Annotated in this window: 10 protein-coding genes and 2 pseudogenes; 2 read left to right on the top strand and 10 right to left on the bottom strand. The window is 42.6% G+C overall.

Annotated features, from left to right (window positions below; translation table 11 throughout):
* A partial coding sequence (locus tag NMM25_RS04575) for a YSIRK-type signal peptide-containing protein (protein WP_254736098.1) occupies positions 1–1,862 on the bottom strand: 1,862 nt, incomplete at its 3' end.
* 1,331 nt (positions 1,863–3,193) lie between these two features.
* Positions 3,194–3,445: pseudogene (locus tag NMM25_RS04580) on the bottom strand (helix-turn-helix domain-containing protein); the annotation flags it as partial.
* A 167-nt stretch (positions 3,446–3,612) separates the two neighbouring features.
* Here NMM25_RS04580 and NMM25_RS04585 point away from each other — a divergent pair.
* A pseudogene (locus tag NMM25_RS04585) lies at positions 3,613–4,117 on the top strand (transposase); the annotation flags it as partial.
* A gap of 94 nt (positions 4,118–4,211) precedes the next feature.
* Here NMM25_RS04585 and glmS read toward each other — a convergent pair.
* A complete protein-coding gene (glmS, locus tag NMM25_RS04590) occupies positions 4,212–6,020 on the bottom strand; it encodes a glutamine--fructose-6-phosphate transaminase (isomerizing) (protein WP_254736241.1) in 1,809 nt (602 codons plus the stop codon).
* 215 nt (positions 6,021–6,235) lie between these two features.
* On the opposite strand from glmS, the gene NMM25_RS04595 reads away from it, so the two are divergent.
* On the top strand, positions 6,236–6,649 hold the full coding sequence (locus NMM25_RS04595) for an EamA family transporter (RefSeq protein WP_254736100.1): 414 nt from the start codon (positions 6,236–6,238) through the stop codon (positions 6,647–6,649).
* A gap of 38 nt (positions 6,650–6,687) precedes the next feature.
* On the opposite strand, the gene NMM25_RS04600 is transcribed toward NMM25_RS04595, so the two are convergent.
* From NMM25_RS04600 to ruvB, 7 genes are all read right to left on the bottom strand, one after another.
* The gene (locus tag NMM25_RS04600) at positions 6,688–8,067 is read right to left on the bottom strand and encodes a glycoside hydrolase family 1 protein (RefSeq protein WP_254736101.1); all 1,380 of its coding nucleotides are present in this window, start codon (positions 8,065–8,067) and stop codon (positions 6,688–6,690) included.
* Between the two features lie 107 nt (positions 8,068–8,174).
* Positions 8,175–10,028: a proline--tRNA ligase gene (locus NMM25_RS04605; RefSeq protein WP_125840492.1), complete on the bottom strand. Its 1,854-nt coding sequence runs from the start codon at positions 10,026–10,028 to the stop codon at positions 8,175–8,177.
* Positions 10,029–10,044: 16 nt separating this feature from the next.
* Positions 10,045–11,301, bottom strand: a complete 1,257-nt coding sequence (gene rseP, locus NMM25_RS04610) for an RIP metalloprotease RseP (protein ID WP_254736102.1) — start codon at positions 11,299–11,301, stop codon at positions 10,045–10,047.
* Positions 11,302–11,316: 15 nt separating this feature from the next.
* Complete coding sequence (locus NMM25_RS04615) at positions 11,317–12,120, bottom strand: phosphatidate cytidylyltransferase (protein ID WP_254736103.1); 804 nt, start codon at positions 12,118–12,120, stop codon at positions 11,317–11,319.
* 8 nt (positions 12,121–12,128) lie between these two features.
* Complete coding sequence (locus NMM25_RS04620) at positions 12,129–12,887, bottom strand: isoprenyl transferase (protein ID WP_254736104.1); 759 nt, start codon at positions 12,885–12,887, stop codon at positions 12,129–12,131.
* Between the two features lie 209 nt (positions 12,888–13,096).
* Positions 13,097–13,681: a nucleotidyltransferase family protein gene (locus tag NMM25_RS04625; protein WP_247918033.1), complete on the bottom strand. Its 585-nt coding sequence runs from the start codon at positions 13,679–13,681 to the stop codon at positions 13,097–13,099.
* Entirely contained in the window at positions 13,662–14,660 is a 999-nt protein-coding gene (gene ruvB, locus NMM25_RS04630) for a Holliday junction branch migration DNA helicase RuvB (RefSeq protein ID WP_084867907.1), read from the bottom strand. The genes NMM25_RS04625 and ruvB overlap by 20 nt, the downstream gene beginning before the upstream one ends.
* Positions 14,661–14,913 lie beyond the last annotated feature (253 nt).

The raw sequence follows: 14,913 nt of genomic DNA on the forward strand, positions 1-14,913 counted from the left end.
CCGAAGGTTTCAACGCCAGTTACACGATTGCGTTCACCTGTACGTGTGAAGGTTGCTTCTTGAGTTACTGGAGCTTTCAGAGCTGGACGACCGGCTGTCTCACCATCTGCGTATTCGTACTTGATGGTACGAGTAACCTTGCTATTCAATTTAGCTGGGTCTGTAATCTTCTCTGTACCTTGACGGTAAACGTAGGTTACTGTACCGTTGTTACCCCAGTCAGCCAGACTTCCTGAAGGTAGCAAACTACCCTTTTTCAACCCAACAAAGTCATAGTTTGGGATTGATTTTTGTTCAGTGGTATAAGTTTTACCTTTGAAGGCACCTTGTGGATAGCTTACTGAGCCCTCAGCAATTTCTCGACCTTGCTCATCTTCATAACGTACGCCAACAGAAGCACCTTGGTAGAAATCAAAACTTTCAATCTTAAACTGTTGCAAGTTCTTGTTGCCACCAGTCGAAGCTGTAACCACCATAGACATCAGTTCTTCTGGAGAGTTGACTTTCTTCTTCCATTGTTTTTCACCGAGATTACTTCTATAAGTAACTGTCAATTCCTTGGTTGCACCATCATACTGGATAGTAAAGTCATGGAATTTACCGTCTATGTCACTTGAGTCCAAAGGTTGGGCGCTACCAGCATCTGTCTCAGCCCACCAACGATCATATTCGCCATTTTGTCCTTTAATTTTTTTAAAAGTGGTATTTACCCAGGAACCGAACTGTCCTAGATTAGGGTCTTCAGCCCAACCATATTCGAAGAAAGTCGCGTCGTTAGTATCAAAACGTCCTCCTTTTGGTGGCACGTAGAGATTCCGGTAAGTATCCAATTTGAAACCAGTTGCGTTACGCAAACCACCGATACCAAGGTTACCACCAGAGGCACCTAGATCTGTTATATTCCCTGTATGGAAGGCAAAACCGATACCATCGGCACCACCTTTAGCTTGTGTCTTGTCACCAAGGTTAACCGCACCAATCAGCTTGAAGCTTTGGTTCATATTAATCTTACTATTCAGACTGAAATTACCTCCCTTAGAGGTTTCATCTGGAGTAAGGGTTACAATACCATCATGTTGGTTATAGGTAGCTGAGCCATTCAATTTGAAGTAGTCAAGGAAGTTTTCTTTTGTTACAGTTACCTTCCCTGTTTGTGAGGCAGACGAACGGAAGCCACTTTCTCCTGCTTTACGGAAATCAGAATAACCTTTATCCACTTCGCGTTGGGCAGCAGCCAATGTGGAATTTGCTTTGCTTCGTGCTATTTCATTTGGTGTTTTGCTAGCTGTTGCCAAACTAGCTGCTTGGCTAGCTGCTTTTTCAACTGATACCTTAGGTTCTACAGCAGCAGTTTCATCTGCAGCTGCTTCAGATGAAACTGCAGTTGACTCCGCAGTAGCTGAAGTAGCTGGGCTAACTCGAGCCTCAGACTGAGTTGCAGCAGTTGATTGGCTAGTCGCTACTGAAGCTTTAGATACTTCCGAAGTAGCTTCTGATTTAACATTCTTGTCTTCTACTTTGCTAGATGAATCTTCTGCAGAGGTAGAAGATACTGTAGATGTAGCACTTGAAACTGCATTGCTTTCAGCAACAGTTGTTACGGTTGAATCCTTACCTACGGCCGACTCAGAATCATCCATTCTCGAATTTTTCCCTGAATCTGGCACAGAGGTCGTTTTCTCCGTAGAGGTACTTGAAGAATCTGCCGTAGCTAGCGTATCGGCTGAGACAACATTCCCCCCAAAGAACATGAAAGCTGCGACTGCTACAGAAGCCACACCTGCACTAAACTTACGCACTGAATATCGAAGTCGCTTTTCAGCGCTTGCTCTGCGTAACCTACGTCGTGCATTTTTATCCATAAATATTTCTCCTTTTTTAAAAATATGAGTCAACTAGCTATTTGCAATATTCTAACTATTCGATATTTAAAACATATGCAATATGCAGTTGTTGATTATAATGTTAAACTTTCAACACCATATCATAGCTATAATATCCTTTTTTCTCCATTTTGTCAAGATTTTTTACCATTTCATTTCCGGATGTAACAAAAATGTAACATTGTGTTGCAAACTTCTAAATGCATAATTTTCATTTATCCAAAAATGACCTGTCTACTTCTTGCTACAAAAATCGAAAAGAAGCGACCTTCCGAAGCGAAAGGAAGCCCAGTCCAGCCACTGGTTAAAGCACTTAACTCTAACGCTCTTCCCACTTTTGTATACGATAAATAAGAGGGATTTATAATGTTAGAAGATACTCGTCAAAAAATCATTAATACTTTTTTGAATTAGCCTTAGAACATCCTGATAAAACAACCTTTATTGTATCAGAAATTGCCCGCCAAGCTGGACTCACGCATCAAGCCATTTATCGAAAACATTTTAGAAATTTTCAAAAAATTATTGACCATATACATGCTATGATTGATGAGCAAATTCACCAAGTTTATAGTAATTATGATATGGTTAAAGATGCTAATCCCTTTGATTACGTAGTCGATAATGTTCTTTCTGCTATTTATGAGGGAATAAGGTAGATTGCTTGTCTATATACTTCTGCAATTGCTCCTTCTTTTGAACAATTTATGTCTCCACCTATATCAAACAGGGGATGGAAAATGTGCACCCTCAAAGTAAAGAATTTCACTTACCCGACGATATCTTAACCCAATTAATCGTTGAACAAACGATGGTCATTATCAAAAATTGGACTACTCAAGAAAATCCCACTCCACCTTATGAATTTAAAGTCGAGTTTTAAGACTCCCCATTTATAAAATTAAGCTAGACAGAAAAAGCCATCTATGTTAGGCTCAGATAAACTACCACATTTGTCTGAAAGGAACTAACATAAATGACCTATACTCATCTTACCACAAACGAACTTGTAATGATAGAGGCTCACTATCAAGAAAACATAAAAGTTTCAGATATTGCGAACGCACTAGAAAGATCAAAACAGACAATCTACACTGTCACCAACTATCTGAAAGAGGGGTACTCTGCTTATGATTACATAACCGATATAAAGTCAATAAGAAACGCTGTAGCATGAAAAAAACAAGCCTTTCGCAATCATCCAAACCCATTTAGAACAAAATTGGAGCCTTGATGTCATTAAAGGAACTTATCTAAATAGGGGGTTTCTTGTTCTATGAGAACTCTCTATCAACTAACAGACCGTGGTATTTTAAACCGTCCTCAATTTCCTTTTTCAACGTTGGTGTCAAACGAGACTTCCGACCTTTTTGCTTAGCCCTGTGGTCGTACTCTTCCTGTGCTAGGGCTGCGGAGTAACCATTTTGGCATCGTCTTAACTCTCTTGAAATGGTAGACTTATGGACGCCAAGTTTACTTGCAATTTGGCAAGGTTTCAAACCTAATTCCAAGTAGGTTTCTCTCTTTATTCGGTCGGTTATGGTAAGATGGAAGTAGCTCATAGTTTTTCCTCGGGATTCTGTTTGTGTGGTTACTTACAGTTTACACCAATGAAACGCTATGAGTTTTTTTGTGACACTATATTTTACAATTTATTAGATATAAAAGTTCCATAAAATCTATAATGAAAAGTGACTAAACAACTCATTAGAAAGAATCACATGGAACAATTACATTTTCAACTGTCATTCGAAAACTCAATGACTTCCACTTTAAGCATGATTTTTCGCATCTTCCTGAGATTATATCCTGGGATGTTGAAGATGAGTTTCATTGCGCAAGATTTTGACAAGCTCGATATCATCACTGTCCCTGAGGAAAGAACACAAGCTGTCATCCGAAATCACTTTCTTCGCTACAATCGAGCTGTTCGTTGTCAGGTGAAAATCATTACTATGGGTATGTTTAGTCCTTATTATGACTTAGCTAAACAGCTTTTCCGTGTGCTAAAATCGTTCTCGATCGTTTTTACCCTTCGTTATTATATTTCTGAACTCAGGCTGAAACAGTCCACTGGACTGTTTTACTCCAACACTTAAGCCGTGCTATAAGTCGTTTGCGTGTCCAAATCATGAATCAGTTTGAGCGAAAGTCCCATGAATAAGGCCATCAAACGTTACTGGAAACTCATTCAACAGGATAGCCGTAAACTCAGCGATAAACGTTTTTATCGCTCTGAACATCAAAAAAGAAAGGACGAATTTCGTCCTTTCTCGAGCTTAGCTTTTCTTCAACCTACTACAGTTGACAAAGAGCCACTTTCTTTGCTTATTCTACTGTTACTGACTTAGCAAGGTTACGTGGTTTGTCCACATCAAGGCCACGGTGTAGCGTTGCGAAGTACGCAACCAATTGAGTTGGCACGACCATTGAGATTGGTGAGAGGTAAGGGTGGACGGTCGTAAGGACGATATCGTCTGTCTCTTTAGCAACATTTTCTTCTGCAATAGTGAGAACCTTGGCACCACGGGCTGCGACCTCTTGAATATTTCCACGAGTATGGTTGGCAAGAACTGGATCTGACAAGAGGGCCAAGACAGGAGTTCCCTCTTCAATCAAGGCAATGGTTCCGTGCTTGAGTTCTCCTGCCGCAAAACCTTCACACTGGATGTAAGAAATCTCTTTGAGCTTAAGACTGGCTTCCATGGCTACAAAGTAATCTTGACCACGTCCGATGTAAAAGGCGTTACGAGTTGTTTCAAGAAGCTCACGAACTTTAGAATCAATGGTTTCTTTTTCAGAAAGAGTTGATTCAATAGACTGAGCTACGATTGACAACTCATGAACCAGGTCAAAGGCTTGCGCTTTAGCATTGCCGTTTGCTTCTCCGACTGCTTTTGCAAGGAAGGCAAGAGCTGCAATTTGTGCTGTGTAGGCCTTGGTTGATGCCACAGCAATTTCAGGACCCGCGTGAAGAAGCATAGTATGGTTGGCTTCACGAGAAAGAGTTGAACCTGGAACGTTTGTCACTGTCAAGCTTGGGATACCCATTTCATTGGCCTTGACCAAAACCTGACGGCTATCCGCTGTTTCACCAGACTGACTGATAAAGATAAAGAGCGGTTTCTTGCTGAGAAGTGGCATACCGTAGCCCCATTCAGATGAGATTCCAAGTTCAACTGGTGTATCTGTCAATTCTTCCAACATCTTCTTAGAAGCAAATCCTGCGTGATAAGATGTTCCAGCTGCAAGGATGTAGATGCGGTCTGCGTCCTGAACAGCCTTGATGATAGCTGGATTTACCACTACTTGACCTGCCTCATCTGTGTAGGCTTGGATGAGTTTACGCATAACCGTTGGTTGCTCGTCGATTTCCTTGAGCATGTAGTAAGGATAAGTCCCCTTACCGATATCAGACAGGTCTAGCTCCGCAGTGTAGCTAGCGCGCTCACGACGATTGCCATCATAGTCTTGCACTTCGACGCTATCCGCCTTGACAATTACCAACTCTTGGTCATGGATTTCCATGTATTGGTTGGTTTCACGAATCATAGCCATGGCATCTGAGCAGACCATGTTATAGCCATCTCCAAGACCAATCAAAAGTGGTGATTTATTCTTAGCCACGTAGATGACTTCAGGATCTTGTGAATCAACCAAGGCAAAGGCATAAGACCCACGGATGATGTGAAGGGCTTTTTTGAAGGCTTCAAGAACTGACAAGCCATCTTCTTCAACAAATTTCCCAATCAAGTGAACAGCAATTTCCGTATCTGTTTGCCCCTTGAAGTGGTGACCTGCAAGGTATTCTTCCTTGATTTCAAGATAGTTTTCAATCACTCCATTGTGCACCAAGACAAAACGTCCAGTCTCAGAGCGATGTGGGTGAGCATTGTCCTCCGTTGGTTTTCCGTGAGTCGCCCAACGCGTATGACCGATACCAGTTATTCCCTCAACACCAGCTGTCTTAGCAGACAATTCTGCGATACGACCAACAGTCTTGACTAGATGATTTTCAGCACCACCTAAGACAAAAATCCCCGCAGAATCATAACCACGGTATTCGAGCTTTTCAAGCCCTTGAATCAAAATATCAGTTGCATTTGTGTTTCCAACAACACCAACAATTCCACACATAGTATATACGACACAGATCAACTGTGCTTTCTCCTTAAATTGGTATAGTCTGATTTCCCTTTTACAGAATCAGCAAAAACAGTATATACTTGTTTTTCTCACTTGTCAAGGATAAAAATTGGTATAGTTTTTCTACCTGGTATTTTATCAAGATTTCACTTGATACCTGACAAGTCAGCATCAATTACTTATAATAAAAAGAGGAGGTATTTGCCATGTGGTTTTTCTTCGCACTTTTATCAGCTGTCTTTGTAGCCTTAACGTCAATTTTAGCCAAGATTGGGATTGAGGGAGTTCCATCCAATCTAGCAACTGCTATTCGTACGGTCGTCGTCATTCTTATGGCCTGGGCCATGGTTTTCTTGACCAATAGTCAGACCGAAATTGTCAACATCAGTAAAAAAAGTTGGCTCTTTCTCATCTTATCTGGTTTAGCCACTGGTGCCTCTTGGCTCTGCTACTACAAGGCCCTACAGATGGGCAATGCGACTGAGGTATCTGCTGTCGATAAATTCAGTCTCGTCATTACCCTTATTCTAGCCTTTTTCTTTCTACAGGATATCCTGACGTTTAAAACAATTATTGGCTGTATTCTGATTACGATCGGAACCTTGGTGATGATATTGTAATAAAGAGTGAGATGAACACCATCTCACTCTTTTTATTCTTAAAATCCATTATGGTCGCTGAGTTCCTTGAACCAGTGCCCTGATTTCTTCAGGCGACGTTCCTGTGTTTCCAAGTCAAGTTCAATCAAACCATAACGATTTTTATAGCTGTTGAGCCATGACCAGCAGTCGATAAAGGTCCAAATCAAGTAGCCCTTACAGTTGGCCCCGTCTTCAATGGCACGGTGAAGTTCACGCAGATGCCCTTTGACAAAATCAATACGGTAGTCGTCCTGAATCATCCCATCTTGACGGAATTTTTCTTCACCTTCAACACCCATGCCATTCTCTGTCAGCATCCATTCAATATTACCATAATTTTCCTTGATATTTTGAGCGATATCATAAATCCCCTGCTCGTAGATTTCCCAACCGCGGTGAGGATTGATTTTACGGCCCGGCATGACGTAAGGTTCGTAGAAATGCTCTGGCAAAAGCGGGCTATCAGGATGTTTAGCAAAACGTGGCGCCATGACACGCAAAGGTTGGTAGTAGTTGACCCCAAGGAAGTCCACAGTATGATCGCGAATAAGCTCCAACTCCTCTGCTGTGTAGTCTGGCAGCAAATCATGCTCAGACAAGATTTCTACCAACTCCTGTGGATAAGCCCCCAAGACAGACGGATCTAGGAAAGATTGGGCTTGGAAGAGGTCGGCAATGCGAGCAGCCTTGACATCAGCAGGATGCTGGCTACGTGGATAAGCCGGTGTCAAGTTAAGGACAATCCCAATCTTAGCATCAGGCAAAACTTCATGACAGACCTTAACCGCAAGACTGCTAGCCAGTTGCGTATGATAAGCAACCTTAACCGCCGCTTTGGCATCTACCTTGTGAGGATAGTGGGCATCGTAAAAATAGCCAAATTCTACGGGGACAATGGGCTCGTTAAAGGTGATCCATTGGTCCACCAAGTCACCATAAGTCTCAAAACAAAAACGAGCATAGTCTTCATAAGCCTTGACGGTTGTCTTATTTTCCCAACCATCCCCATCTTCTTGGAGGGCAAAAGGCAGGTCAAAGTGATAGAGATTGACTAAGAGACGAATCCCCTTGGCCTTAATCGCTTCAAAGACCTGACGGTAGAAAACCACCCCTTGCGGATTGACCTCTCCACGCCCCTGTGGGAAAATACGAGACCACTGGATAGAAGTTCGGAAGGCTGTATGCCCAGTCTCTACCAAAAGCTCAATATCCTTTTCCCAGTTTTCATAGAAAGTTGATGTTTTGTCAGGTCCAATCCCATTGTAGTAGCGATTTGGCTCTACTTTGAACCAATAATCCCAGAGATTGTCTCCCTTGCCGTCACCAGGTACACGACCTTCTGTCTGTGGTCCAGAAGTAGAGGAACCCCAGACAAAATCCTTTGGAAATTTTAACATTATTATACCTCTTAACTTGATTATGTATTTATTCACTCTCATTATATAGAAAAAACAAGGTAAAAACTAGTTACATTTTTGCCTTGTTTTTCTTCTGATTATAGTTTTTATTTCTTGCTTAGGATTTCAAGGGTTTCGAGCAAGTTGTCTGCGTGAACTTCAATGGTGTCACCAGTTGCCTTGATCTTAACTTCGACAATACCATCAGCCGCTTTCTTCCCAACAGTGATACGGATTGGAAGACCAATCAAGTCACTATCGCTAAACTTCACTCCGACACGCTCGTTACGGTCATCTGTCAAGACTTCGTAACCAGCTTCCATCAAGTTGACTTCCAATTTTTCTGTCAAGGCTTGCGCTTCTTCATCTTTAACATTGACAGTAATCAAATGCACATCAAATGGTGCCAATTCTTTAGGGAAGTTAACTCCCCAAGCGTAACGGTATTCACCTTTTGGCGTTTTGTTGACAAAGAGGCGAGCGTGTTGCTCTATAACGGCTGAGAGAAGACGGCTAACACCGATACCGTAACAACCCATGATGATTGGCACAGCACGACCATTCTCGTCCAAGACATCTGCACCCATGCTTGCTGAGTAGCGAGTTCCGAGTTTGAAAATATGACCGATCTCGATACCACGCGCGAAGTTTAGAACACCTTGTCCGTCCGGTGAAATTTCACCCTCACGAACTTCGCGGATATCCACGTATTCTGCAGTAAAATCACGACCTGGGTTCACACCAGTCAAGTGGTAGCCATCTTCGTTAGCACCCACAACAGCATTGCGAACATCTTGCACCTTACGGTCTGCAATGATTTTCACATTCTCTGGCAAACCAACTGGACCAAGCGAACCAAAGCCTGCTGGGATAACATTTGCTACTTCTTCTTCGCTCGCAACATCAAAGAAATCTGCTCCCAAGTGGTTTTTCAACTTGACTTCATTGAGTTGGTCATTTCCAACTAGAAGGGCTGCAACAAGCTCTCCATCTGCCATGTAGAAGAGAGTTTTAATCGTTTGCTCTTCTGGCACGTTAAGGAAGGCTGCAACTTCATCGATGGATTTAACACCTGGAGTTTCCACTCGAGTCACTTCTTCTTCCGCAACGACACGGTTGCTTGGTTTGTACTCGTTTGTTGCCATTTCTAAGTTAGCTGCATAGCTAGACTCACTTGAGTAGGCAATGGTGTCTTCACCAGAAACCATCCATTTGAGCAATTCGGCCTTGATTTCTTCTTGCACTTCTGCAGGAATTTCATCAAATGAGGCAACTGACTTGTCCAAGACAACCCAGCGATCGAGGTCTGTACGAGCAGGAGTGATGGCCATAAATTCTTGGCTATCCTTACCACCCATAGCACCACCGTCACCGATGATGGCCTTGAAATCCAAACCACTACGAGTGAAAATTCGTTCGTAGGCCGCCTTGTACTCGTCATAAGTCACATCCAAACTATCGTAATTAGCATGGAAACTATAGCCGTCTTTCATGATAAATTCACGCGTACGGAGAAGTCCGTTACGTGGACGTTTTTCATCACGGTATTTAGGTTGGATTTGGTAGAGGTTGAGTGGCAATTGCTTGTAAGACTTAACAGAATCACGAACAATAGCTGTAAAAGTTTCTTCGTGAGTTGGACCTAGGATAAAGTCTGACTTTTCACGATTTTTCAGTTTATAAAGGTCTTCACCATAGGTTTCATAACGACCTGATTCACGCCAAAGATCGGCACTGAGAAGGGCAGGAGCCAACATCTCCACCGCACCAATCTTATCAAACTCTTGGCGCATGATATTCTTAGCCTTTTCAATCACACGGTTAGCGAGTGGTAGGTATGAATAAACACCGGCAGAAACTTGACGAACATAACCAGCACGTAACATAAGGGCGTGGCTGATAACTTGAGCATCGCTTGGCATTTCGCGAAGCGTTGGGATTAGCATTTTACTTTGTTTCATAATATTCCTCGATTATCTAAAAGAAGAGTCGCATAATGTCATTCCAGGTCACAGCTAGCATCAAGACAACCATGATAACTACACCAGCCATAGTGACATAGGTTTCAATTTCTTGTTTAAGGGGTTTCCGGCGGATAGCCTCTAAAATATTGAGCACAATCTTTCCACCATCCAAAGCCGGGATCGGAATCAAGTTAAAAATCCCGATATTGATGGAAATCATAGCTAGGAAGTAGAGGACGTTCTCAATTCCATTTTTAGCAGCATCACTACTTGCCTTAAAGATGGCAACGGGACCACCGAGTTTGTTCAAATCTGGATGGAAAATCAAGTTTTTCAGAGCCGAAAGGATACGGAGCCCTGAGTCAGCAGCGGTTGTAAATCCACCAACAAACATGGATAGGAGATCTGACTTGACCCCCGGTTGAACCCCAAGAATATAACGTCCTTGATTTTCTTCTGGCGTTACCGTGACTTGCTTTTCGCTACCATTTTCAGAAATAGTCACATCTAAGGTCGGGGCAGTCTTATCCTTGGTATCTGCTTCCACAGCCTGGGTCAAATCTTGCCAATTATTAACATCATGCGAGCCGACCTTGGTAATTTGAGCGGTCTCAGCTACACCTACCTTAGCCAAAGCTCCCTCTGGCATGACATGAAAGAGATTTGTTTGAGTATCTCTAACACCGCCTTGCAAAAAGATCAGGATCCAAAAAACAACAACACCTAAGATAAAGTTATTCATGGGACCTGCAAAGTTGGTGATGAGCTTGCCCCATATAGAAGCATTTTGATACTGTACATCCAGAGGAGCGATACGCACTTCGGTTCCGTCTTCTTCAACAACCGTTGCATCATGATCCACTGCAAAAGTCTTTTCTTCTTCCAGGACCAAACCCTTAATAAAGAGCTTGTCTTCAAAGTCAAACTGGGTTACCTGCATAGGAAGGGCCGTTTGATCCAACTTCTTTCCTGAGAGGTTGATCCGTTTGACCTTGCCATCGTCGGCAAGTGTTAAACTGACTGGAGTTCCTGTCTTGATCTCTGTCGCATCATCACCCCAGCCTGCCATACGAACATAGCCTCCTAGAGGAAGGATCCGAATGGTATAAGCAGTTCCATCCTTACCGATATGGGAAAAAATCTTGGGCCCCATACCAATGGCAAATTCACGAACTAGAATGCCTGATTTCTTGGCAAAATAAAAATGTCCAAACTCATGCACCACCACTATAATCCCAAAAACGAGGATAAAGGTTAGCAATCCAATCATTCAATATTCCTTTCTTTAAAACAGGCCAAATAAGTGCATCATTGGAAACACAATCAGCATGCTGTCAAAGCGATCCAACACACCACCATGTCCAGGGATAAATTTGCCAGAATCCTTGACACCGAAATGGCGTTTCATGGCACTTTCAATCAAGTCACCAAACTGACCTGCCACACTGAAGAAGGCAGCAAAGAGACTCATTCTATAAATCCCATAAGGAAGAGCAACTGTGCTGTCCACTAACATGAAAATCACTATTATCAGTACCGCACCTAGAATACCACCGACAAAGCCCTCAATACTCTTATTAGGAGAAACCCTCGGGGCTAACTTATGTTTACCAAAATTCATCCCTGTCAGGTAGGCTGCGCTATCTGTCGCCCAAACGATAAAAAGGGCCAAAAGTACCTTGTCAAAACCTGCCACCCGAGCATCTAGTAAGGCATTAAAACCAAAACCAACATAAAAGCTCACAGCAATTGGAAAAGCGGCATCTTCAATCGTATAGTTTTTACTGAAAACGGTCGTCCCTAGCATTATGGTAATCAAAACACTGTAGGCAACCACATTCCCATCAACAGGCAAAAATGTTAGGTAATTTTCTAAAGGAACTGTGAGAGCGAAGGTCGCAAAAAGAGTCAAAGCACCCTCAATGGTCATAGTCTTTAGCCCCTTCATGTGCAAGAGTTCATGGACGCCTAGCATCGCTAACAAGCCAATCCCTATCTGCAACAAGAGCCCACCCGCAAACAAGACTGGAAGGAAAATCGCCAGGGCCAATACCGCAAACAATGTTCTCTTTTGTAAATCCTTGGTCATATCTTCTCCTAAACTCCTCCAAAACGGCGATTGCGATGGTTAAAAGCAGCAATAGCTTCCTGCAAGGCAGCTTCATCAAAATCAGGCCACAAGGTATCCGTAAAATAAAGCTCGCTATATGCTGCTTGCCATGGCAAGAAATTACTCAAACGCAACTCACCACTCGTACGGATAATCAAATCAGGATCCCGCAAATCCTTTGGCAGGTGCTGCGTGAAAAGATAGTCCCCAATCATATCTTCTGTGATGTCACCAGGGTTGATTTTAGCATCTAGAACATCTTGAGCCAAGCCCTTAAGAGCCTGCGTAATTTCAGCACGACCACCATAGTTAAGCGCAAAATTGAGAATCAAGCCCGTATTGTTCTTGGTCAACTCCTCTGCTTTTTTCAAAGCTTCAAAAGTCGGCTTAGGCAGACGGTCTGTCTCCCCAATCATCTGAATCTTAACGTTATTTGCGTGCAATTCAGGGACATAGTTATCATAAAATTCGACTGGCAAGTTCATGATAAACTTGACCTCTTGATCTGGGCGTGTCCAGTTTTCCGTTGAAAAGGCATAAACCGTGATGACCTTGACTCCCAGTTTGTTGGCTGCCTTGGTCACCTTTTGAAGGGCTTCCATCCCCGCCTTGTGTCCGAAGACCCGCGGTTGCATCCGTTTTTTAGCCCAACGACCATTCCCATCCATGATGATGCCAATATGAGCAGGAACCTGTGTTGGAACCTCAACTTCTACAGCTTTATCTTTCTTAAAAAATCCAAACATGTTCTTATTCCTATTCAAAAATCTATCGTTTCATTATACCATATTTCCCTATTTTCTTCTATTGCTAAGTTACTATCATTACTTGTAAGTAACAAAAAATAAGCCGCCTGATTGGGCGACTTTATTTTATAGGGAGATTATTATGAAAAAGTTTTAGGAGTTTAAGTTAAGTTTTTCTTAACTTATGGACTTAGTATACCGTTCCTAACTTAAATTTTTCTTAAGTTTTTTGAAAAAGTGAGATTTTCCCATTTTTCTTGCCAATTTTTCTTGGACAATCGCTCTTGATAGAGTTTCATTCGGTCCTCATTCTCTAAGAAATGAGGAGTTGGGGAAACTTGGAAGTTCATAATATCCTCTAAACCATAGGGGGTAAAGATCTCTAAAGTGGAATCTTCATTCAAGCGAAGGCCTACCGCCGTGCAGCTCTCGGGATACTTACTCATAGCATCACGGGAACTCGTGTAGGGCGCAGTGTGAGGACTGTGCAGATGCATATAGACCTGATTTTTCAACTCCCACTGATACTGAGGGAAATCTTCTCTCAGCTTGTTCTCTAGGGATACTGTTTCCTCATAAGAAACATCTGGATCAAAGAAAATCACATCCACATCCGTTTCATGGTCAAAGGCTGATTTGTCTGACAAGAGATTCCAAATGAAATTCCTGACAGAACCTGCTGCCAACCAAGAGTCTTTCAGACCAAGGTCACGAATGATGGTCAGAATGGTCATCATATCCGGATTTTCTCTGAAAGCATCTAGAATTTCTTGCTCATTTTTCATTGTATTCATACCCTAAATGCTCATATGCCTTAGCTGTCGCCACCCGTCCAGACCTTGTCCGCATGATAAAACCTTTTTGAATCAGGTAAGGTTCGTACATATCTTCGACCGTCTCACGCTCCTCGGCAATATTAACCGAAAGGGTTCCCAGTCCTACAGGACCACCACCGTACATCTCAATCATGGTACGAAGGATTTTCTGATCCACATAGTCCAAGCCTTCATGGTCAACATCTAGCATGGTCAAAGCCTTATCGGTAATAACATCATCGATAACCCCATTCCCCATAATCTGGGCAAAGTCGCGCACGCGCTTAAGGAGACGATTGGCGATACGAGGGGTTCCTCGACTACGTAAGGCCAACTCAGCTGCAGCTTCATGAGTGATTTCCATCTCAAAAATATCTGCTGTCCGCTCAACAATTTCCGTCAAATCATCGTGGGCATAGTATTCCATATGACCTGTAATCCCAAAACGTGCCCGTAGAGGATTTGAGAGCATCCCCGCACGTGTCGTTGCACCAATCAAGGTAAAAGGTGGCAAGTCCAGATGAACACTGCGACTACCTTCTCCAGCCCCAATCATGATATCAATGTAGAAGTCCTCCATGGCACTATAGAGCACCTCTTCCACCGACATGGGCAGGCGATGAATCTCGTCAATAAAGAGGACATCTCCAGGTTCCAAATCATTCAAAATCGCTACCAAGTCACCCGCCTTTTCAATGACAGGCCCAGAGGTCTGCTTGAGATTGACTCCCAGTTCGTTGGCAATAACAAAGGCCATGGTCGTTTTCCCCAAACCTGGAGGCCCAAATAAGAGTACATGATCCAGTGCTTCATCCCGCATTTTGGCAGCTTCGATAAAGATTTGCAGCTGATCCTTGACCTTATCCTGCCCAATATATTCACGTAAATACTGAGGACGGAGCGTACGTTCTACTAACTCCTCATCCCCCATTATCTCATTGTCTAAAATTCTACTCATGGCTCTATTATATCAAAAATCCAAGCCACAAACAAAAAAAACCACCGAATTTGGTGGCTTCATTAGGGAGATTATTATGAAAAAGGTAAAATAAAATCTTATTAAATCAACGCTCTTGGAGGGTGTCCCCTCCAACTCCCCGACCTCTGGACAAGGTCTATTTTTTTGAAAAAAATTTAAAAAAACTTCATCAAAACTATTGACATTATACAACTTTAGTTGTATAATAGATACATAAGGTTAAGGAGGAAAC

This window comes from Streptococcus sp. CF10-1 (assembly GCF_024295825.1).
Lineage (GTDB): Bacteria > Bacillota > Bacilli > Lactobacillales > Streptococcaceae > Streptococcus.

What these genes read in the sequence shown, in the direction of transcription:
- NMM25_RS04600 (WP_254736101.1), bottom strand. Translation starts at nt 8,067, where the DNA reads ATGTTAAAATTTCCAAAGGATTTTGTCTGGGGTTCCTCTACTTCTGGA.
- NMM25_RS04620 (WP_254736104.1), bottom strand. Translation starts at nt 12,887, where the DNA reads ATGTTTGGATTTTTTAAGAAAGATAAAGCTGTAGAAGTTGAGGTTCCA.
- NMM25_RS04605 (WP_125840492.1), bottom strand. Translation starts at nt 10,028, where the DNA reads ATGAAACAAAGTAAAATGCTAATCCCAACGCTTCGCGAAATGCCAAGC.
- rseP (WP_254736102.1), bottom strand. Translation starts at nt 11,301, where the DNA reads ATGATTGGATTGCTAACCTTTATCCTCGTTTTTGGGATTATAGTGGTG.
- NMM25_RS04615 (WP_254736103.1), bottom strand. Translation starts at nt 12,120, where the DNA reads ATGACCAAGGATTTACAAAAGAGAACATTGTTTGCGGTATTGGCCCTG.
- glmS (WP_254736241.1), bottom strand. Translation starts at nt 6,020, where the DNA reads ATGTGTGGAATTGTTGGTGTTGTTGGAAACACAAATGCAACTGATATT.
- ruvB (WP_084867907.1), bottom strand. Translation starts at nt 14,660, where the DNA reads ATGAGTAGAATTTTAGACAATGAGATAATGGGGGATGAGGAGTTAGTA.
- NMM25_RS04595 (WP_254736100.1), top strand. Translation starts at nt 6,236, where the DNA reads ATGTGGTTTTTCTTCGCACTTTTATCAGCTGTCTTTGTAGCCTTAACG.
- NMM25_RS04625 (WP_247918033.1), bottom strand. Translation starts at nt 13,681, where the DNA reads ATGAATACAATGAAAAATGAGCAAGAAATTCTAGATGCTTTCAGAGAA.